16 protein-coding genes are annotated in these 18900 nt (G+C 70.4%); 5 read left to right on the plus strand and 11 right to left on the minus strand.

Features of this window, described 5'->3' with window-relative positions; genetic code table 11:
- The first annotated feature begins 4 nt into the window (after positions 1–4).
- A complete protein-coding gene (locus DFH01_RS09405) occupies positions 5–610 on the plus strand; it encodes a sarcosine oxidase subunit gamma (protein ID WP_146217021.1) in 606 nt (201 codons plus the stop codon).
- A gap of 9 nt (positions 611–619) precedes the next feature.
- Here DFH01_RS09405 and DFH01_RS09410 read toward each other — a convergent pair whose 3' ends face one another.
- From DFH01_RS09410 to DFH01_RS09440, 7 genes are read right to left on the minus strand one after another with little or no spacing between them, the layout of a single operon-like run.
- Entirely contained in the window at positions 620–1885 is a 1266-nt protein-coding gene (locus tag DFH01_RS09410) for an enolase C-terminal domain-like protein (RefSeq protein ID WP_109870194.1), read from the minus strand.
- Positions 1885–3042, minus strand: coding sequence for an enolase C-terminal domain-like protein (locus DFH01_RS09415; protein ID WP_109870195.1), 1158 nt, complete (start codon positions 3040–3042; stop codon positions 1885–1887). Before DFH01_RS09415 ends, DFH01_RS09410 begins: the two co-directional genes overlap by 1 nt.
- The gene (locus DFH01_RS09420) at positions 3039–4253 is read right to left on the minus strand and encodes a mandelate racemase/muconate lactonizing enzyme family protein (RefSeq protein WP_109870196.1); all 1215 of its coding nucleotides are present in this window, start codon (positions 4251–4253) and stop codon (positions 3039–3041) included. Before DFH01_RS09420 ends, DFH01_RS09415 begins: the two co-directional genes overlap by 4 nt.
- Positions 4250–6034: an ABC transporter ATP-binding protein gene (locus DFH01_RS09425; RefSeq protein ID WP_199231185.1), complete on the minus strand. Its 1785-nt coding sequence runs from the start codon at positions 6032–6034 to the stop codon at positions 4250–4252. The genes DFH01_RS09420 and DFH01_RS09425 overlap by 4 nt, the downstream gene beginning before the upstream one ends.
- Before the next feature lie 2 nt (positions 6035–6036).
- On the minus strand, positions 6037–7173 hold the full coding sequence (locus tag DFH01_RS09430; RefSeq protein WP_109870197.1) for an ABC transporter permease: 1137 nt from the start codon (positions 7171–7173) through the stop codon (positions 6037–6039).
- Entirely contained in the window at positions 7170–8156 is a 987-nt protein-coding gene (locus tag DFH01_RS09435) for an ABC transporter permease (RefSeq protein ID WP_109870795.1), read from the minus strand. The genes DFH01_RS09430 and DFH01_RS09435 overlap by 4 nt, the downstream gene beginning before the upstream one ends.
- Before the next feature lie 5 nt (positions 8157–8161).
- The gene (locus DFH01_RS09440) at positions 8162–10093 is read right to left on the minus strand and encodes an ABC transporter substrate-binding protein (protein WP_109870198.1); all 1932 of its coding nucleotides are present in this window, start codon (positions 10091–10093) and stop codon (positions 8162–8164) included.
- A 212-nt stretch (positions 10094–10305) separates the two neighbouring features.
- Here DFH01_RS09440 and DFH01_RS09445 point away from each other — a divergent pair, with 212 nt between their 5' ends.
- The 4 genes from DFH01_RS09445 to DFH01_RS09460 are packed head-to-tail and all read left to right on the plus strand — an operon-like array spanning position 10306 to position 13864.
- Positions 10306–11025 (plus strand): FadR/GntR family transcriptional regulator, encoded by a 720-nt coding sequence (locus DFH01_RS09445; protein WP_158287682.1) that lies wholly within the window; start codon positions 10306–10308, stop codon positions 11023–11025.
- Positions 11022–11909, plus strand: a complete 888-nt coding sequence (locus DFH01_RS09450; RefSeq protein WP_109870200.1) for an SMP-30/gluconolactonase/LRE family protein — start codon at positions 11022–11024, stop codon at positions 11907–11909. The genes DFH01_RS09445 and DFH01_RS09450 overlap by 4 nt, the downstream gene beginning before the upstream one ends.
- Positions 11910–11922: 13 nt before the next feature.
- Positions 11923–13062 (plus strand): mandelate racemase/muconate lactonizing enzyme family protein, encoded by a 1140-nt coding sequence (locus DFH01_RS09455; protein WP_109870201.1) that lies wholly within the window; start codon positions 11923–11925, stop codon positions 13060–13062.
- 10 nt (positions 13063–13072) lie between these two features.
- Positions 13073–13864, plus strand: coding sequence for an SDR family NAD(P)-dependent oxidoreductase (locus tag DFH01_RS09460; protein WP_158287683.1), 792 nt, complete (start codon positions 13073–13075; stop codon positions 13862–13864).
- Positions 13865–13877: 13 nt separating this feature from the next.
- On the opposite strand, the gene htpG is transcribed toward DFH01_RS09460, so the two are convergent.
- The 4 genes from htpG to DFH01_RS09480 all read right to left on the minus strand — a co-directional run bounded on the left by htpG (position 13878) and on the right by DFH01_RS09480 (position 18872).
- Entirely contained in the window at positions 13878–15704 is a 1827-nt protein-coding gene (htpG, locus tag DFH01_RS09465; protein WP_109870203.1) for a molecular chaperone HtpG, read from the minus strand.
- Between the two features lie 79 nt (positions 15705–15783).
- Positions 15784–16905, minus strand: coding sequence for a mechanosensitive ion channel family protein (locus DFH01_RS09470; RefSeq protein ID WP_233256049.1), 1122 nt, complete (start codon positions 16903–16905; stop codon positions 15784–15786).
- Between the two features lie 159 nt (positions 16906–17064).
- Entirely contained in the window at positions 17065–17766 is a 702-nt protein-coding gene (locus DFH01_RS09475; RefSeq protein WP_109870205.1) for a TVP38/TMEM64 family protein, read from the minus strand.
- Positions 17763–18872 (minus strand): FAD-dependent oxidoreductase, encoded by a 1110-nt coding sequence (locus DFH01_RS09480; protein ID WP_109870206.1) that lies wholly within the window; start codon positions 18870–18872, stop codon positions 17763–17765. Before DFH01_RS09480 ends, DFH01_RS09475 begins: the two co-directional genes overlap by 4 nt.
- Positions 18873–18900: the final 28 nt, after the last annotated feature.

The following is an 18900-nucleotide window of genomic DNA, read 5'->3' on the forward strand; positions in this document are numbered from 1 at the left end:
GCCGATGACCCCGCGCCCCGCTCTCGCCGGCCGGCTGCGCCTCGGCCGGCACGGTCAGATGGAGGGCGCCGCGGGCGTAATGCTGCGCGAGCGTGCCGGATTGGCCGTTGCGGCGATCGCCTTGCGCGACGGGCGCAAGGCGGCGTTGCAGGAAGCGCTGCGCGCAGGCTTCGGCCTTGCAGTGCCGCGCAGCCGTGCTTGCACGGCAGCAGGCGGGATCGAACTGGTCTGGACCGGCCCCAACCAATGGCTCGCGCTGGATGGCGGGCGCGCGGGGCACTCGGCATTCGGCTTCGCGCCGGATCTCGCGGCGGCGCTGGGCGAGGCGGCCCCCGTCACCGACCTGACCGGCGCGCGCGCGATCCTCAGCCTGTCAGGGCCGCGCCTCCGCGATGCACTCTGCAAGCTGCTGCCGGTGGATCTCGAAGAATGCGTCTTTCCGCCCGGCGCGGCGGCCGTGACGCTCGCCGGGCACATCGGCGTGACGCTCTGGCGCGCCCCGGACGCGGGTGATGCATGGTGCCTCGCATGCCTCCGCTCCTACGGCGCAAGCCTGGTGGAGGCGGTGCTGGAGGCGGCGGCGGAGTTCGGCTGCGCCGTGGAGGGCTGACGCGGCGCCCTACCAGCGCGGCCGCTTGTCCTGCCAGTCGGGCTGGTATTTCCGCATTTCGGTCCCGTCGTCGCGCTTGCGGATGCCGCAGCGCTGCCAGTCGGCATGCATCGCCGCAAGCTTCGCGCGGTCCAGCGTCACGCCGAGGCCAGGGCCGGGCGGCACGCGCAGCGCGCCATCCGTGATCGGCAGCTTGCCGCCCTCGATCAGGTCGTCATCGAGCCACGGGTAATGCGTGTCGCAGTCATAGGTGAGGTTCGGCGTCGCGGCGGCCAAATGCGCCATCGCCGCCAGGCTGATGCCGAGATGCGAGTTGGAATGCATGGACAAACCGAGCCCCCACACCGCGCAGATGCGCGCGAGTTCCCGACTGGCGCGCAGCCCACCCCAGTAGTGATGGTCCGAGAGGATCACGCGCACCGCATCCTGCCGGATCGCCGGCGCCAGATGCGCCCAGGCGACGACGCACATGTTGGTCGCCAGCGGAATCGGGCAGGCGGCCTGCACCGCTGCCATCGGCGTGATGCCCGGCACCGGGTCCTCGAGATACTCCAGCACCGGCAGCATCTTCGGCAGCAGCTTGAGCGCGGTGTGGACATGCCAGGCGCAGTTCGGGTCGATGCGCAGCGGCGCATCGGGAAAGGCGGCGCGCAGCGCCAGCAGCGCCTCCACCTCTGCCTCGGGCTCCAGAACGCCGGCCTTCAGCTTGAGCGAACGGAAGCCGTGCAGTGCCACCATGCGCCGCGCCTGCTCCACCACGCCTTCCGGCGTCAGCGCCTCGCCCCACGGGTCGGCCGGGATGGACGGATCGAATCTGTGCCGCTCGAACTTGTAGAAGAGATAGGCGGCGAAGGGGATGCTGTCGCGCACCTGCCCGCCGAGCAGGGAGGCCACCGGCAGGTTCAGGTGCCGCGCCAGCGCATCCGTCGCCGCCACCTCGAAGGCGCCGAAGACGCGCGCCACCAGCATGTCCTGCCCGGTGCGGGAGGAGGATTCCTTCGCCGGGATGGTTGTCGCCGCGCAGGCGGCCTGCGCCGCGCGCTCGAGGCCCGCGAGGTCGGTGACGTCGAGCCCGACCAGCGCCGGCGCCGCGGCTTCCAGGCAGCGGCGGATGCCGTCATCGCCATAGGTCTCGCCGAGGCCCGTGATGCCGCCCTCGATCGTCACCTCGATAATGGAGCGCAGGCACCAGGGCTCATGCACGCCGGCCGCGTTGAGCAGCGGCGGGTCGCGGAAGGCGACCGGGGTGACGGCAACATGCTCGATGCGCGGCATCAGGCGTTCCCCACGCGATGGGCGGCGATGTAGTCGAGATCGAGCGCGTGCCCGAGGCCGGGCTCCTGCGAGAGATGCACGTAGCCCTCCGCATCCATCGGATCGTCGGCGCGCGTCAGGTAGGGCGGCGGCGCGTCGTAGTCGAGGAAGGGATGCAGCAAGCCGCGCTCGTAGAAGGTGGTGTTCGGGATCGCGCCGCAGACGGCGAGATTGCCCGCGCCGGTGCCGTGGATCTCGCAGCTCATGTTGAAGCTTTCGGCGGTCGCCGCGATCTTCAGGCAGGGCGTGATGCCGCCGACGCCCCACACGCCGCAGCGGATCATGTCGCAGGCTGCGCCCGCGATCCACTCGGCGCGCGTCCAGTGCTTGCCCGGCATGCTCTCCGGCCCGAGGATGTTGAGCGAGAGCTGTTCCGACAGCCAGCGATAGGAGGACAGCGAGGCTTCCTCCATCGGCTCCTCCATCCAGAGGAAGCCGAGCTCCTGCAGCTTGCGGCCGAGCCACGCCGCATCCTCGCGCGAGTACCAGTGGGACGGATCGAGCATCAGCGGAATGTCGGGCCCCACCGCCTCGCGCACCGCGGCGCAGGCCTTGTAGTCCATGCGCACATCCGGCGCGCCCGGGATGGGTGGCATCCAGGTGTGCAGCTTCACCGCCCTGTAGCCGCGCACGCGCACCAGCCAATCGGCATAGCGCGCATAATCCTCCGGCGTGCGCAGCCCGCCTTCCAGGTCGTCGCCGCACATGGTGCTGCCATAGGCGAGTATGCGGTCTCGCATGCCGCCCGCAAGCTTCCACACTGGCGCGCCGAGCAGCTTGCCGGCAAGGTCCCACAGCGCGAGGTCCACCGCGCAGAGCACGCGGTCGGTGAAGCGCTGGCCGCTGCCGCGCTGGCTCTTGTACAGCGCGCGCCACAGCTTCTCGCGCCGTAGCGGATCGGCGCCGAGCAGGACGGGGCGGACGAAAGCCGCGAGCAGCCCTTCCTCCACGTCGGCTGGCGCGGCGAGGGCGCGGCCGACCGTGCCGTCTTCCGCCGTGATCTCCAGCATCGCGGCGCGCGCGATCGTCTCCTCGCCCGGATGCGCATGGCCGTCGCTGTCGCGCGCGATGCGGCTTGGATAGATGAAGGCGGTCGAGGCGACGCGCGAAATCCTCATTCCCAGCGCCCCCGCAGCCGCCGCGCACGGGCGCGCCGCGTCTGGAAGTAGTTGTGCTCCGCGGCCGTCCCCGGCTCGAAAGCCTGGCCGTCATCGGGGAAGGTCGCGACGTTGCGCACCGAGGGATGCTTGGCGATCTCCTCCAGCATCAGGTCCACGCCGAGGCCAGGCGCATCCGGCACGGGCAGGCAGCCATCCACGGTGCGCAGCGCGGGCGCCACCACCTCCGCCCGGCCCGGCCAGTCGAACTCCACGCGTTCCAGCATCAGCGCGTTGGGGATGGATGCCATCACATGCAGCGCGGCGAATTCGGCGACCGGCCCGAGCGAGCCGGAATGTGGCGCCATGGTGATGAAATGCGCCTCCGCCATCGCGGCCATCTTGCGCATCTGTGTGATGCCGCCGGCGCGGCCGGTGTCGGGCTGGATCACGTCCACCAGGTCGCGCTCGATATAGGGGCGCATGCCCCAGAGCGTCGCGACGCGCTCGCCGGCCGCGATCGGCACGTCCAGCGCATCGCGCACGCGCTCCAGCGCATCCAGGTTCTCCGGCGCCACCGGGTCCTCGTAAAACAGGATGTCGAGCTGCTCCAGCTCGCGCCCGACCAGGATCGCGTCCTGCGGCGTCATCCAGGACGGGCCATGCGCGTCCACCATCACGTCCACCTCGGAGCCGACGGCATCCCGCACGGCGGCGACGGCGTCGATGTCCACCGCGCCGGTGAAGCCGACCTTCACGCCCTTGATGCCGAGCGCCATCAGTTCGCGCGCGCGCTCCGGCGTCTTCGCATGGCCATAGACCGGGATGCGGTCGCGGAAGCGTCCGCCCAGCAACTGCCACACTGGCAGGCCGAGCGCCTTGCCCTTGATGTCCCACAGCGCCATCTCGATCGCGCTGAGCGCGCCGCCGCCGACCGTGCCGAGCAGGCCGTGGCCCATCGAGCCGAGATAGAGCTTGTGCCAGAGGCGATCCACGTCGCGCGGGTCCTCGCCGATCAGGAGGTTGGCGTAGTCCTCCACCGCGGCGCGCACCACGCGCGGCCAGCCGGATCCCTCGCCGACGCCATGGATGCCCTCGTCCGTCAACACGCGCACGAAAAGCCAGTTGCGCGACCCGCCATGGCCGTCCGCGCCGCGGCTGGTGCCAAGGCCGGGTACGGCCGGGCGCGCGCCGACCTGCAGCAGATGCGTCTCGACGCCGGTGATCTTCATGCGCCCTCGGTGTAGCGGTGGCGGCCGGAAAGGCCGCGACGACGGGGATCGGGATGCGGCACGGCGGAAAGCAGCGCACGCGTGTAGGCGTGCTGCGGTGCGGTGCAGACGGCTTCGGTCTCGCCGATCTCCACCACCTTTCCGCGGTACATCACCGCGACGCGATCGCAGAAATAGCGGATCACGCCGATGTCGTGGCTGATGAAGATGAAGGAGAGGCCGAGCCGCTGCTGCAGGTCCAGCAGCAGGTCCAGCACCTGGCTGCGCAGCGAGACATCCAGCGCCGAGGTCGGCTCGTCGGCCACGATCACGCGTGGATCCAGCGCGATGGCGCGCGCGATGCCGATGCGCTGGCGCTGGCCGCCGGAGAAGGCATGCGGGTAGCGCTCCATCGCTGTCGCCGGCAGGCCCACCATCTCCAGCAACTCGGCGACCCGCCGCTGCAGCGCCGCGCCGGACAGCATGCCGTTGACCAGCATCGGCTCGCCGATGATCTGCTCCACGGTCATGCGCGGGTTGAGGCTGGAGAAGGGGTCCTGGAAGACCATGCGGATCTCGCGCCGCAACGGCCGCAGCGCGCTCTCGCGCAGGCCGAGCAGATTGGTTTGCGACCCGTCCCGGCCGACATACTCGATCCGGCCGCCGAGACCGTCGAACAGGCCCATCACGCAGCGCCCGAGCGTGGTCTTACCCGATCCGCTCTCGCCCACCACGCCGAGCGTTTCGCCGGCGCGCAACTCCAGCGTGACGTCATCGACCGCGATCACAGGCGGCGCCGCGGCGCGAAAGATCCGGCGCTGGCCGGGAAAGACCTTGCGCAGTGCCTCGATCCGCAGGAGGGGCGCGCCGGGTGGGTTGGCCGCGCGCATCGCCAGGCGGCGCGGCGAGGGACGGTCCAAAGCGCGCACGGCGCCCAGAAGCATCCGCGTGTAGTCGTGCTGCGGGCGTTCGAACACATCCAGGATCGGGCCGCGTTCCACCACCTGGCCATGGCGCATCACTGCGACCTCGTCCGCCATCTCCGCCACAACGCCCATGTCGTGGGTGATCAGCATCACCGCCATGCCGTGGCTGGCCTGCAGGCGGCGGATCAGGTCCAGGATCTCGGCCTGGGTGGTCACGTCCAGCGCGGTGGTGGGCTCGTCCGCGATCAGCACGGACGGGTTGCAGGCCAGCGCCATCGCGATCATCGCGCGCTGGCGCATGCCGCCCGAGAATTCGAAGGTGTAGCGATCCACCGCCGTCTCGGGCCGGGGGATTTCAACCTGGCGCAGCAGGTCGATCGCGCGTTCGCGGGCTGCGCGCTTGCCCAGGCGGTCATGCAGCCGGATCGCCTCGATGATCTGCGCGCCGATCGTGTGCACCGGGGAGAGGGAGCTCATCGGCTCCTGGAAGATCATCGCGATGTCGCGGCCGCGAATGGCCCGGATCGCCGCGCTGCGCGGCGCGAGCGCGGACAGCTCCACGACTTCCTCGGCGCCGCCGGACGCGGCGGCGCCCTTGGTGGTGTGGTGGCGGTGCAGTAGCACGCGCCCCGCCGCGATCCGGCCCGGCTGGTCCAGGATCTGCAGGATGGCGCGTGCCGTCACGCTCTTGCCGCTGCCGCTCTCGCCGACCACGGCGAGGGTCCGGCCAGAACGCAGCACGAGGTCCACCCCGTCCACCGCGCGGAAGACCCCGCGGCGCGAGGGGAAATCCACGGCGAGGCCCTGCACCTCCAGCACGACCGGCGCGGCTTCGGCCTCGCCCGGCGACCATGCCGCCTGCATCGTGTCTGGCATGGTCAGCGCCCGTCCTGCGCGTAGGGATCCGCGGCGTCGCGCAGCCCGTCGCCCAGGAAGTTCAGCGCCAGCACCGCGAGACACACCGCGCCGCCAGGTATGAACAGCCAGGGCGCCTGCGCGATGGAGCGGATGTTCTGCGCCTCCTTCAGCAGGACGCCCCAGGAGATTGTCGGCGGCTGGAGGCCGAGGCCGAGGAAGGAGAGGGAGGTCTCCGCCAGGATCATCAGCGGGACAGCCAGCGTGATCGAGGCGATGACGTGCGAGGCGAGCGATGGCAGCATGTGCCGGAAGATGATGCGGGCCTGGCTGCAACCATCGAGCCGCGCGGCCGTGACGAAATCCTCGCCCCGCAACGCCAGGAATCGCCCGCGCACCACGCGCGCCAGCTCCGTCCAGGTGACGAGGGAGAGGATGATCGTGATGGCGAAGTAGCGCGTCAGCGGCGACCAATCCTGCGGCAGCGCCGCCGTCAGGCCGAGCCAGATCGGAATGGTGGGCAGCGACAGGATGAACTCGATCACCCGCTGGATCGCCATGTCCACCGTGCCGCCGTAGTAGCCCGAGATGCCGCCGAGCAGCAGGCCGAGCACCAGGCTCATCGCCACGCCGACCAGGCCGATGGAGAGCGATATGCGCGTGCCGTGGATCACCCGGCTGAGCATGTCGCGCCCGAGCCGGTCCGCGCCGAACAGGAAGAAGCGCTCGCCCTGCTCGGCGGCTGTCAGGAAGCGCCGCTCGATCGTGAACAGCCCAGCGAGCTTCACGGGTTCCGCCTTGCCGAAGAAGGAGAGGTAGATCTTCCGGTTCGGATCGACGACGAAGCTCTGTTCCAGCGTGAACCGGTCGCGCACCAGGCGGTGGCCCTGCACCCAGGGCCGGATGGTCCAGGACCCATCGGGCGCTGTGTCGATGAAGTTGATGGCCTGGGGCGGGTGGAAGACGTCCCGTGCACTTGCCGCATCGGGATCGAAGGGCGAGAAGAACTCCGCCAGCGCGCCGATGGCGTAGAGCGCGACGACGATATAGAGGGACCAGCGCGCCAGGCGGTGGCGCCGGAACGCCCACCACATCAGCTTCCACTGGGAGGCCTGCTCCGCCGTGCGGTGTTCCCGCGGATCCGTGACGGCGACGCTCATTGGTAGCGCACCCGCGGATCGATCAGCGCCAGCAGGATGTCCGACACCAGCATCCCGACCACCGTCAGGCTGCACAGCAGCAGGATGAAGGCCCCCGCCAGATACATGTCCTGCGCCAGCAGCGCCTGCAGCAACAGGGGGCCGGAGGTCGGCAGGGACAGCACGAATGCCGTGATCACCGCGCCCGAGATCAGCTGCGGAAAGGCCCAGCCGATCGTGCTGACGAAGGGATTGAGCGCGAGCCGTACGGGATAGCGCATCAGCAGCGTGAACTCGGAAAGTCCCTTTGCGCGCGCTGTGACGACATAGGGTTTGTGCAGCTCATCCAGCAGGTTCGCGCGCATGATGCGGATCAGGCTGGCGGAGGATGACGTGCCGAGGATGATCACCGGGATCCAGAGATGTGCCAGCAGGTCCAGCACCTTGCCCCAGCTCCATGGCGCGTTCTGGTATTCCTCGGAGAACAGGCCGCTGACGTCGGAGCCGAAATAGATCACGCCGATATACATCAGCACCAGCGCGATCAGGAAGTTCGGCGTCGCGAGTCCGATGAAGCCGAAGGTTGTCGCGACATAGTCGCCGATCGAGTATTTCCGCACCGCGGAGTAGATGCCCACCGGGAACGCCACAGCCCAGGTGAAGAGCAGTGTGCCCAGCGCCAGGCACACCGAGAGCCCCATGCGTTCCCAGATCAGGTTCGCGACCGGCTGCTGCCATTCGAAGCTGATGCCGAAATCGCCCTGCAGCACGCCGGAGATCCAGCGCCAGTACTGCACCAGGAAGGGCTGATCGAGGCCGTAGCGCTCACGCAGCGCCTCGAGCCGCCCCTGGTCCACCTCGTCGCCGGACGCGGCGAGCGTCGCAGCGAAGCTCGTCAGGTAGTCTCCCGGCGGCGCCTGGATCAGCGCGAAGCTGACCAGGGACACCGCGATCAGGAAGGGCACCGTCCAGAGGATGCGCCGGACGATGAAGGCGAGCAGCACGGGCCTCAGCGCCCGCGCTGCGGCGTCGCCCAGAACCAAGCCTGCGGGAGCGTCGGCGCCGGCGTCGGATAGTACCAGGAGGAGGGCATCGCCTGCGGCACGTTGCCGAGCCCGGTGCTGACGATGCCGTAGGTCGGCAGCGCCTTGGAGACGCTGAACACCTCGAACTCTTCGGCGGCGATGTCGGCCACGCGGATCATCAGGGCGCGCCGCGCATCCGGATCCACTGTTGCGCGCGCCTGGTCGTAGAGTCGCATGCGCTCGCGCACCGACGCCGGCGGTTCCTCGCCCTGCGCACCGCCGCTGCGATACCACTGCACCCAGGGGATGCCCCAGCGGCTGTCGTGATGCACGGGCACGATCTGCTGCGGAATCTCGCCCGGCACCCAGCTGGCCTGGCCGCCCCAAACGGCGGCGTCGTGCTCGTTGCCCTCGGAGGTGCGCTGGTAGAAGAAGGTGCGCTCCAGCGGGTTCACGTCCATCGCCACGCCGATGCGGCGCCATTGCTGGCTGATCAGCTGCAGCATGTCCACCTGCTCGGGCTGCAGCGTCGGGATCACATCCACCTTGAAGCGCAGCGGCTTGCCCGACGGCAGCAGTCGGATGCCGTCAGGCCCGCGCCGCAGCCCGAGGCCGTCTAGCAGCCTGTTCGCCTCCGCCTGGTTGTAGTCGAGATACTGCGTGGCCAGCCGGCGGTGGAAGTTCGGATGATTCTCGAAGGGCCCGTTCTGCCAGGGCTCGCCCTCGCCCAGCAGCGCCGTCTCGATCACCGCCTTGCGGTCCATGCCGAGCGAGAGCGCCACGCGGAAGTCCCGCGTGTTGAACAGCCGCCGCCATTCGGGATCGCGATGCGTCAGGTTGAGGTTGATCACCATGTTGGTGCCGCCGACCGACGACGCCTCGACGAAGCGGTAGCCGCCGCGGTCGCGGTTCTGCGCCAGCACCGGCCGATTCGAGGGCGCGTCGAGATGGCGGATCTGGAAGTCGATGCGGCCCGCGATCGCCTCCAGCACGAGGCTCTGCACATCCTGTGCGATCGGCGCGAAGAGCTCGTCGATATAGGGCAGCTGATTCCCGGCGGTGTCCACCTGCCAGAAATAGGGGTTGCGCACCATTACCACGCGTGTGGCGCCGCCGACATAGGGCTCGCGCACCACCCACGGGTCGAGCGTCGGGCGTTCCGGGTTGCCCCAGCGCGAGGGGATCTCGATGTCGCCGCACCGCGCCATGAACAGGTTCTGCCAGTCGGCCGCATTCGCCGCGCGCACGAGATCGGCAACGTTCGGGTTGTATTTCGGCAGGAACTGGCTGCAGTAGTGCTTCGCGTACAGCACTGGATGCTGCCCGAGCGGCGAAGCGAGCTCGGCAAGGAAATCGCCATAGGGCTCGGCAAAGGTGAAGCGGACAGTGTGGGCATCCAGCTTTTCCACGCGCACATTTTGCCCGCCGGCCCGGTAGCGCGGCGGTGTCGGAGCCAGCGCGCCGGCGAGGACCACGTCCTCCATGTTGAACAGCACGTCATCCGCGGTGAAGGGCGTGCCGTCGGACCAGCGCATGCCCTGGCGCAGATGGAAGGTGAAGACGCGCGCGTCGTCGCTGACCTCGAAGGAGCGGGCGACGTTCGGCACGATGCGCGTGTATTGCTGATCCCAGCGCACCAGGCCCTGCGGCCCGACGACGCGCAGTATGTGGTTGTGGTCGGAACTGCCGCGCAGACCGAAGCGCAGCCGCCCGCCATAGGTGCCGACGCGCTCCAGCGGCGTGATCACTTCCGGCTGGCTGCCGATGCGCTGCGCCAGCGGCGGCAACTCGCCGCGCCCGACGCGCTGTGCGAGGCTCGGGGCCTCATGCGCGTTCTGTGCGGCGACCGGGGCCACCAGGCCCAGCGCCAGTGCACAGCCCACGGACAGGCTGAGCAGGCTGCGTCGTGGCGTCATGCGGCATAACCCTCCCGCCGGCCGCCGCCTTCGGCGTGCCGTGCATCCTTGGACCGGCAGAGGCTCCGCCTTGGCGCAAAAGTTGTCAAACTGATTTTGCGGCAGTTAGACTGATCTGGTCAGTCCGGCAGCTCGGGAGGGTCATGCCCGCTTCGCGTTCCAGTTCCGCAGCAGCGTTGCGGGATGCCGTCCCTGGCCGCATCGCGCGAGGCGTGCGAAGCACTGTCGAGGCGACGGCACCGCTCAGTCGCGACCGCCTCTATGAGGCGCTGCTGGGCCGCATCCTGTCGGGCGACTACGCGCCTGGCGAGCGGCTGCCGAGCGAGGAGCTGCTCGCGGCCGATTTCGGCGTCTCCCGGCCTGTCGTGCGCCAGGCGCTGGCGCGGCTCAGGGAGGAGGACTTCATCTCCTCCCGTCGCGGCTCCGGTTCCTATGTGCGCCGGCCGGAGGATCAGGTGCCAGCGCCCTTCGCCCCGATCTCCTGCGTCGCCGACATCGAGCGCTGCTTCGAGTTCCGCCTCACGATCGAGTCCCGTGCCGCAGGTCTCGCCGCGCGCCACCGTACCCCGGCGCAACGCGAGGCGCTGCGCGCGGCGCATGCGCATCTTGAGGCCGTGCTGCAGACCGGCGCGCTCGGCAACGAGGCCGATTTCCGCTTCCACGATGCGGTCGCCGAGGCCAGCGGCAACCGCTTCTTCCTGGAGACGCTGCACGTGCTCCGCCCGCACATCGACACCTGCATGCGCATGCTGCCGCGCCTGGCGCAACGCCGCACGCCGAGCCGTATCGCGCGCGTCCGCGCCGAGCACCGCGCGATCCTGGATGCCATCGTTGCGCGCGATGCGGCGGGCGCGGAGAAGGCCATGGCCGATCACATCACGCGCGCACAGCGCCGCATCTTCCAGGGCGAGGCGGGGGACCATCCGCGATGACACGGCCGGTGGTCGAGCGTGTCGGCAATGTCACGGCGCGAGTCGGCGAAGGCGCGGTGTGGGACGTGGAGGACCAGGCGCTATGGTGGGTGGACATCCCCGCCGGCCTCGTTCACCGCCACGATGCGTCCGGCGAGGAGCGGCGCTGGGAGATCGGGGAAGCGGTGGGCTGCCTCGCCCGACATGCGGCGGGCGGGCTCGTGCTCGCGACGCGCAGCGGCTTCCATCTGTTCGATCCCGCGACCGGCGGCTGCACCTCCATCGCGGACCCCGAGGTCGAGTTGCCGGAGAATCGCTTCAACGACGGCGCCACGGACGCGCGCGGCCGCTTCTGGGCCGGCACGATGAAGGACCAGGGCGAGCCCTCCGCGCGCGGCACCTTCTGGCGCCTCGACCCGGACCGCGGCGTGGCGCGTGGCCCCGACGGCTTCTGGACGACGAACGGCCTCGCCTTCGCACCGGATGGCCGCACGATCTACTTCTCCGACAGCCATCCCTCGGTGCGCACGATCTGGCGCGCCCCCTACGACCTCGACACCGGCACGATCGGGCCGCGCGAGCTGTTCTTCGACACGCGCGCCGTCGCCGGCCGCCCCGATGGTGCAACCGTCGACGCGGATGGTTGCTACTGGATGGCGGGCGTCGGCGGCTGGCAGCTGGTCCGCATCACGCCGGATGGCCGCGTGGACCGCATCGTCGAGATGCCGGTCGAGCGTCCCTCCCGCCCGATGTGGGGCGGGCCGCGGCTCGATACGCTCTACGTCACCTCGATCGGCGTCGGCCTGACGCCGGGCACCGAGGCGCGGCAGCCGGGCGCCGGCGGACTGTTTGCCGTGACCGGCCTCGGCACCACCGGCCTGCCGCAGACGCGCTACGCCGGCTGAACAGGAACGCGCCATGCGCATCACCGGCCTTCGCAGCTTCATGACGCGCGACCGCGACCGTCCGCGAGTCATCGTCGCGATCGACACGGACGAAGGCATCACTGGCTGGGGCGAGTGCTACAACCACGGCCCCGACCGCGCGCTGCCGCCGCTGCTGGAGTATCTGGCGCTGCAGATTGGCGGCGAGGATCCGCGCCGCATCGAATACCTGATCCTGAAGATGCTGCAGCAGGCGCGCTTCCCGCCCGGCGCGCTCGGCCTCGCCGCCGTCAGCGCCGTCGATCACGCGCTGTGGGACATCAGCGCCAAGTCGCTCGGCGTGCCGGTCTTCAACCTGATCGGCGGCCATGCGCGGGAGAAGGTGCGGGTCTATCTGAGCCTCGGCACCGCGCCGGATGCGGAGGAGGCGTTGGATCTCTGCCTGCGGATGGAGGCGGAGCACGGCTTCACCGCCTTCAAGTTCAAGCCGTTCCGCGTGGACCCGAATGCCGTGCCCTGGCGGGAGGTGTTGCGCAGCACCGCGCGCTGGGTGGAGAAGCTGCGCACCATCTGCCCGGACCGCTTCGAATTCGCCTTCGATGCGCATGCGCGCCTCTTCGAGCCCTGGCAGGCGGTGCAGCTCGGCAACGCCCTCGCCCCCTTCGACCCGCTCTTCTACGAGGAGCCGATCCGCCCCGAGAACATCGAGGCCTGGGGCCGCATGAAGCCGCAGCTCCGCTGCCCGCTGGCCACGGGGGAGAGCCTCTACAGCCGCTTCGAGTTCCTGCGCCTGCTGCAGCTGGGCGGGGCCGACATCATCCAGCCCGACATCTGCGTCGTCGGCGGCCTGCTCGAAATGCGCAAGATCGCGGCCCTGGCCGAGGCTCATTATGTCAACGTCGCACCGCACAACCCGATGGGTCCGCTCGCGACGGCGGTGAACGTGCATTTCTGCGCCGCGCAGCCGAATGTGACGATCCTGGAGTACAAGCTGCCCGACCGCGCCCCCTATGTGCGCGATCCCTACCTGCCGAAGGGCGGCTTCCTCGAACTGCGCCATGACCGGCCCGGCTGGGGCGTGGAGATGGACGAAGCCGTGCTGGCGGAGGACCGCTACATCCATTGGGAGCGCAAGCTGCCGCGCCGGCCGGACGGCTCGACCGGCTATTGCTGAGGGCCAGGCCATGCCGGATCCGCGCATCGCCCTGATCACCGGCGGCGCCGGTGCCATCGGGCTGGCGACCGCACGTCGCCTCGCGCGGGACGGCATCGTGCCGGCGCTGGTGGACCGCGACGCCGCTGCGCTCGATGCCGCCGTGGCAGCGCTGCATGCGGAGACGGGCCTGCCCGTGCTCGGTATCCACGCCGATCTCGTCGACCGCGACGCACCCCGCGCGGTAATGGACCGGATCGAGGCGGAATGCGGAAGGCTCGACTGCCTGGTGAACAATGCCGGCCTGAGCCGTGCGCGCCGCATCGGAGAGGTGGACCTGGCCGACTGGGATGCGGTGATAGCCGTGAACCTCACCGCGCCGATGTTGCTGGCGCAGGAATCGCTGCGCTTCTGGCAGCGGCAGCGCGCGGGCAGCATCGTCAACATCGCCTCCCGCGTCTGGCTCAGCGGCGCGGGCCCGGCCTACACGGCGTCCAAGGCCGGCCTCGTGGGGCTCACGCGCTCGCTCGCGGTGCAGCTCGGTCCGCTCGGCGTCACGGTGAATGCGGTGGCGCCGAGCTACCTGCGCACCGGCTTCAACTTCGCCGGCGGCGAGGAGGCGCAGCGCCGCGCGGAGGATGAGCACATCCGCATCGGCGTGCTGGACCGCATCGGCACGCCGGAGGACGTGGCCGGCGCCATCGCCTTCCTCTGCTCGCCTGATGCGCGCTTCGTCACCGGCGAGGTGATCCATGTCTGCGGCGGCGCGCAACTCGCCGCGCGGCCGCAGGACCCGGCCATAGCGGACGGCAGCGCGCGGTAAGGCGGGTGCGGCGTCAGCCGCCGGCCAGCGCCGCCGCCACGCGCTTCGCGAAGCCCGCCGGGTCGCGCGGCGCCTCGCCATCCTGCATGCGCGCCAGGTCGAGCAGCAGGCCCGCCGTCTCCGCCAGCGTCGTATCCGTGGCGGCGCCTTCCGCCAGTTTGCGGATCAGCGGGTGGCGCGGGTTCACCTCCAGCACCGGCGGGCCGCCGAAGCCGCGCCCGGCGCGGCGCAGGATGCGCGCCATCTGCAGGTCGGGCCCGTGCTGCGCCGCGGCCAGCACCACCGCGCTGTCCACCAGGCGGTCGGTCGCACGCACCTCGCTGACCTCGTCCTTCAGCGCTTCCTTGATCCGCGGCAGCAGCAGGGTGAGATCCGCAGCCTCGCCCTCCGCCGTAGCGCCCGCGATGGCGGAGAGATCCGCGCCGGCCTGGGTGATGCTGCGGATCGGCTTGTCCTCGAACGTCCCGAGCTGTTCCGGCCAGAAGGCGTCGATGCCGTCCGACAGCAGCAGCACCTCGACACCCTTGGCGCGGAAGCCTTCCAGCTGCGGCGACTTCGCCAGCGCCGCCGGGTCGTCGCCGACCAGGATGTAGATCGCCGCCTGGCCCTCTTTCATCCGCCCGACATAGTCGGCCAGCGAGGTCCAGCCCTCCACGGCGGAGGACCGGAAGCGCAGCAGCGCAGCCACATCCTTCCGATGCTCCGCATCCTCGAAGACGCCTTCCTTCAGGACCTGGCCGAAATGCTCCCAGAACGGCGCATAGGCCTCCGCGTCCTTCGCCTTCGCCTTCAGCTCCGACAGCACGCGCCCCGTCGCGGCCTTGCGGATGCGCGCGAGCACGGGTGTCGCCTGCAGCATCTCGCGGCTGACATTCAGCGGCAGGTCCTCGGTGTCCACGACGCCCTGTACGAAGCGCAGCCAGGGCGGCAGCAGCCCGGCTTCCTCGGTGATGAACATCCGCCGCACATGCAGCCGCACGCGGCTCTCGCGGCTGTCCTCCATCGCCATGAAGGGCTTGGCGGAAGGGATGAACAGCAACGCGGAGAAGTCCAGCGTGCCTTCCGCCCGCCAGTGCAGCGTGGCCCAGGGCTCGTCGAAGGCATGCGCGATATGGCGGTAGAAGTCGCGATATTGCTCTGCGGTGACATCCGACCGCGGCTTGCGCCACAGCGCGGTGCCCTCGTTCGCCGGCTCCTCCTTGCCGTCGCGCAGCAGCGTGATGGGGACGGTGATGTGGTCGGCCCATTTGCGGATGATCGCCTGCAGCCGCCACGGATCAAGGAACTCCTCCGCATCCGCCTTCATGTGAAGCACGATGTCCGTGCCGGTCTCGGCGCGTTCCGCGGGGGCGATGGTGTATTGGCCCTTGCCGTCGCTCTCCCAGCGCCAGGCCTCCTCCGCCCCGGCGCGGCGGGACGTCACCTCGACACGATCGGCCACCATGAAGGCCGAGTAGAAGCCCACGCCGAACTGGCCGATCAGGCTCGGCTTCTCCGCCCCCGGGGCCTCGGCCAGGGATTGCGCGAAGGCCAGCGTGCCGGACCGCGCGATGGTGCCGAGATGCTGCGCCAGTTCCGCCTTGCTCATCCCGATGCCGGAGTCGGAGATGGTCAGCGTCCGCGCCGCCTTGTCCGGCACGACGCGAAGCTTCGCATGCTCCGGCAGCGCCGGCGCCTGGCCGGTCAGGGATTCGAAGCGGCGGCGGTCCACCGCATCGGCGGCATTCGCCACCAGCTCCCGCAGGAAGATCTCGCGCTCCGAGTAGAGCGCATGCACGACCAGATCGAGCAGGCGCCCCACCTCGGCGCCGAATTCATGCCGTTCGACCGTCTCGCTCACCTGTCAAAGCTCCGCATCATCATGGCGCGGCGCGCGATATGCGAAAGCTTCGGCCGGGTTTCAACCGCCCGGGCGAGGCTCAGGCGGCGTTGCGGTCCTCCAGCCAGGCGGCGCCGCGGGGCAGGCGCTCGATCTCGGTGCGGCGGCGGGGCAGGGCACGCGGATGCTCGGCCTGGAGCCAGGCGATGATCTTCTCGCGCACTTCGCAGCGCAGGTCGAAGGCCCGGCCGGCGGTGCCGGCGCTGACCAGCATGCGCACCTCCATCGTGTCCTGCCTCAAGTCGGTGACCTGCAGGTTCACCACCTTGCCGTCCCAGAAGCGGGAGGCCCGCGCGATCTCCTCCAGCTTCGCACGCAAGGCGGCCACCGGGGCCGTGTAGTCCAAGTATAGCATGACGTTGCCGATGATCGCCGAGCTCTCCCGCGTCCAGTTCTGGAAGGGCCGCTCGATGAAGTAGGTCAGCGGCAGCACCATGCGCCGCAGATCCCACAGGCGCACCACGACATAGGTGGAGGTGATCTCCTCCACATTGCCCCATTCGCTCTCCACGATCACCGCGTCCTCCAGCCGGATGGGCTGCGTCACCGCAAGCTGGATGCCGGCGATGAGGTTCTTCAGCAGCGGCTGCAGCGCCAGGCCGACGACGAGACCCGCCGCGCCGGCCGAGGCCAGAAGGCTGACGCCGTATTGCCGGACGGAGGGAAAGGTCATCAGCCCGATCGCGGTGGCGACCAGGATGATCAGCACCGCCGCCACGCGCTGCAGGATGCGGGACTGCGTGACATGCTTGCGCGCCAGCAGGTTGTCCTCGGTGTCCAGCTTGAATCGGCGCAGATGCAGCGTGGTCCAGATCCGCAGCGCCGTCAGCGCCACCCAGGCCACCAGCCCGATGAAGCACAGCAGCAGCACCTGGCGAACGAAGGCGGCCTCGGCGAAGGTCAGCGGCGCGATGGAAGCGGCGGGGCCGATGAACAGCACGATCAGCGCCAGCCGCGTCGGGCCCTTCGCGCGGGCCACCAGCGAGCGCCAGAACAGCTCGCGGCCGGCGACCAACCGCGTCGCCGCGCGGTGCAGCAGGCGATGCACCCCGATGGCAAGAAGCGCCGCGACGGCCAGCACGCACAGGCTGATCAGCCAGGGTGGCGCCCAGCCGAGTGCGTCGATCGTTTTCCGCGCATACCCGTCGAGATCGGCCAGCAATGCCCGCTTCCTTCCTTCCCGTCGTGAACACCGGGCGATCGGCCATGACGACCGCATGGGAGCGCGAAGGCTGCCTGCCCAGGTCCAGATCCGAAGGCATGGGGCGGCGCGAAGTTCCATCGCTGGGCGAGGCTTCGCCCGGGTTCCGGCGCCTGGGCTTCAATCCCGCGCGAAGCGTCGTCGCAGCGGGATCGCTGCCAGGGACAAGGCGGCGAGGCCGAGCAGCGCGCCCAGCACCTGGGGCGTCAGCACGCGCTCGATCTCGAAGTCGCCGCCGGCCGCAAGCACCTCCCCCAGTCCTGCGCCGGCCAGGGCGAAGACCGCGGTGGCGGGAATGATGCCCACGAAGGTCGTCGCCACGAAGACGGGCAGGCGCACGCCGGCAAAGGCCGGAACGAGGTTCACCAGGAAGAAGGGAAACAGCGGCACCAGGCGAAGAACCAGCAGGTAGGAGGCCGCGTCGCGCTGGATGCCCGCTGCCAGCGTCTTCGCCCGTGGCCCGAGCCGCCCCAGCGCATCCGCCCCGAACAGGCGCCGCGCGAACAGGAAGACCAGCGTCGCGCCGAGCGTCGCGCCCACCACAGCGAGGCCCGTGGCCGCAACCGCGCCGAAGAGCAGCCCGCCCGCAAGCGTCATGGCCGTCGCGCCCGGCAGCGAGAAGGCCACGACCGCGACATAAGCCAGCAGATAGATGAGCGCGGCGACCAGAGCGTGCCGCGCGACGAAGCCATCCAGCGTGGCCTGGTGCCGCGCCAGCGTCTCCAGCGTGAGAAGATCACCGAGCGGCGTCAGGCGCAGCGCGGCCAGCGCCGCGACGATGCCGAGCGCGATCCACAGCCGGCGGTCGCGCAGCAGCGTCACGACGCGGCGCCCTGGTAGCGGGCCATGAAGCGGCGGTCGATCCAGTCCTTCCACCACCACACCCAGCGCCCCGAAAAGACGAGCCCGTTGCGCGTGCCGATCGCGCGCCCGTCGCCCAGCGAGAGCAGCACCAGCCAGTCCTTCTGCGGCTCATACCGCGTCAGAGACCGGCCCTCCGCCGCGGCACGCAGGTTCTGGGCCAGCACCGGTCCCTGGCGCACCGCGAAGACCCCGGCCTTGGGCAGCGGCTCCGGCAGCAGGCTGGCGACATCGCCGGCCGCGAAGACCTCGGGGCGGTTCACGGCCTGCAGCGTCGACTCCACCAGCATGAAGCCGCGCGCGTCCCGGCGCAGCCCGCTCTCCTCCAGCCACGGCGCCGCCGCGGCACCAGTGGCCCAGAGCACCACATCGGCGGCGACCGGCGGGGCCTTGGCGAAGTGCAACGCCGTCGCCGTCACCTGCGCCACGTCCTCGCCGGCCCGCAGCGTGACGCCGCGTTCCGCCAGCGCCTGCGTCATGCGGCGCACGGCCGGTTCCGGCAGGCGCGGCAGCACGCCGCCCACGCCCGCCACCAGCACCACCCGCACGCCGCGCGGTCCGAGTCGCGCGGCCATGGCAAGCGCCATTTCGCAGCCGGCGGCGCCGCCGCCGACCACCGCCACGGTCTGCCCGCCCTCCGCCTGCGCGAACAGGCCGTCGAGCCGCGCGAGCAGGCTGTCGATTGGCTTGAGCGGCACGGCATGCTCCGCCGCGCCGGGCACGCGCGACGTATCGGGCGTCGCGCCGGTGTCGATCGAAAGCAGGTCATAGGGCAGGGGGGCGCCCTCCGCGCGCCGCAGCAGCCGCGCATCGGGGTCGAGTCCCGTGACCCGGTCCACCACCAGAGTCGCGCCGGCCCGCGCCGCCAGCGCGCGCGTGTCGATCAGCGCCTGCTCCGGGCGATAGAGCCCGGCCGCCACGCCGGGCAGCATGCCCGAATAGGGCGAGAAGACCTCGCGCGTGACCAGCACCACACGCCAGCCGGCGATCGGCCGCGCGGCAAGCTGGCGCAGCACCTCGACATGCGCATGCCCGCCGCCCGCCAGAACCAGGTTCCGTTCCGTCATCCGTCCCTTCGCGTCATCCCGCCGGCCC

Source organism: Falsiroseomonas bella (assembly GCF_003173615.1).
Lineage (GTDB): Bacteria > Pseudomonadota > Alphaproteobacteria > Acetobacterales > Acetobacteraceae > Falsiroseomonas > Falsiroseomonas bella.

Coding starts and splice junctions, on each gene's coding strand:
- DFH01_RS09405 (WP_146217021.1), top strand. CDS start 5: ATGACCCCGCGCCCCGCTCTCGCCGGCCGGCTGCGCCTCGGCCGGCAC.
- DFH01_RS09410 (WP_109870194.1), bottom strand. CDS start 1,885: ATGCCGCGCATCGAGCATGTTGCCGTCACCCCGGTCGCCTTCCGCGAC.
- DFH01_RS09415 (WP_109870195.1), bottom strand. CDS start 3,042: ATGAGGATTTCGCGCGTCGCCTCGACCGCCTTCATCTATCCAAGCCGC.
- DFH01_RS09420 (WP_109870196.1), bottom strand. CDS start 4,253: ATGAAGATCACCGGCGTCGAGACGCATCTGCTGCAGGTCGGCGCGCGC.
- DFH01_RS09425 (WP_199231185.1), bottom strand. CDS start 6,034: ATGCCAGACACGATGCAGGCGGCATGGTCGCCGGGCGAGGCCGAAGCC.
- DFH01_RS09430 (WP_109870197.1), bottom strand. CDS start 7,173: ATGAGCGTCGCCGTCACGGATCCGCGGGAACACCGCACGGCGGAGCAG.
- DFH01_RS09440 (WP_109870198.1), bottom strand. CDS start 10,093: ATGACGCCACGACGCAGCCTGCTCAGCCTGTCCGTGGGCTGTGCACTG.
- DFH01_RS09450 (WP_109870200.1), top strand. CDS start 11,022: ATGACACGGCCGGTGGTCGAGCGTGTCGGCAATGTCACGGCGCGAGTC.
- DFH01_RS09455 (WP_109870201.1), top strand. CDS start 11,923: ATGCGCATCACCGGCCTTCGCAGCTTCATGACGCGCGACCGCGACCGT.
- DFH01_RS09460 (WP_158287683.1), top strand. CDS start 13,073: ATGCCGGATCCGCGCATCGCCCTGATCACCGGCGGCGCCGGTGCCATC.
- DFH01_RS09480 (WP_109870206.1), bottom strand. CDS start 18,872: ATGACGGAACGGAACCTGGTTCTGGCGGGCGGCGGGCATGCGCATGTC.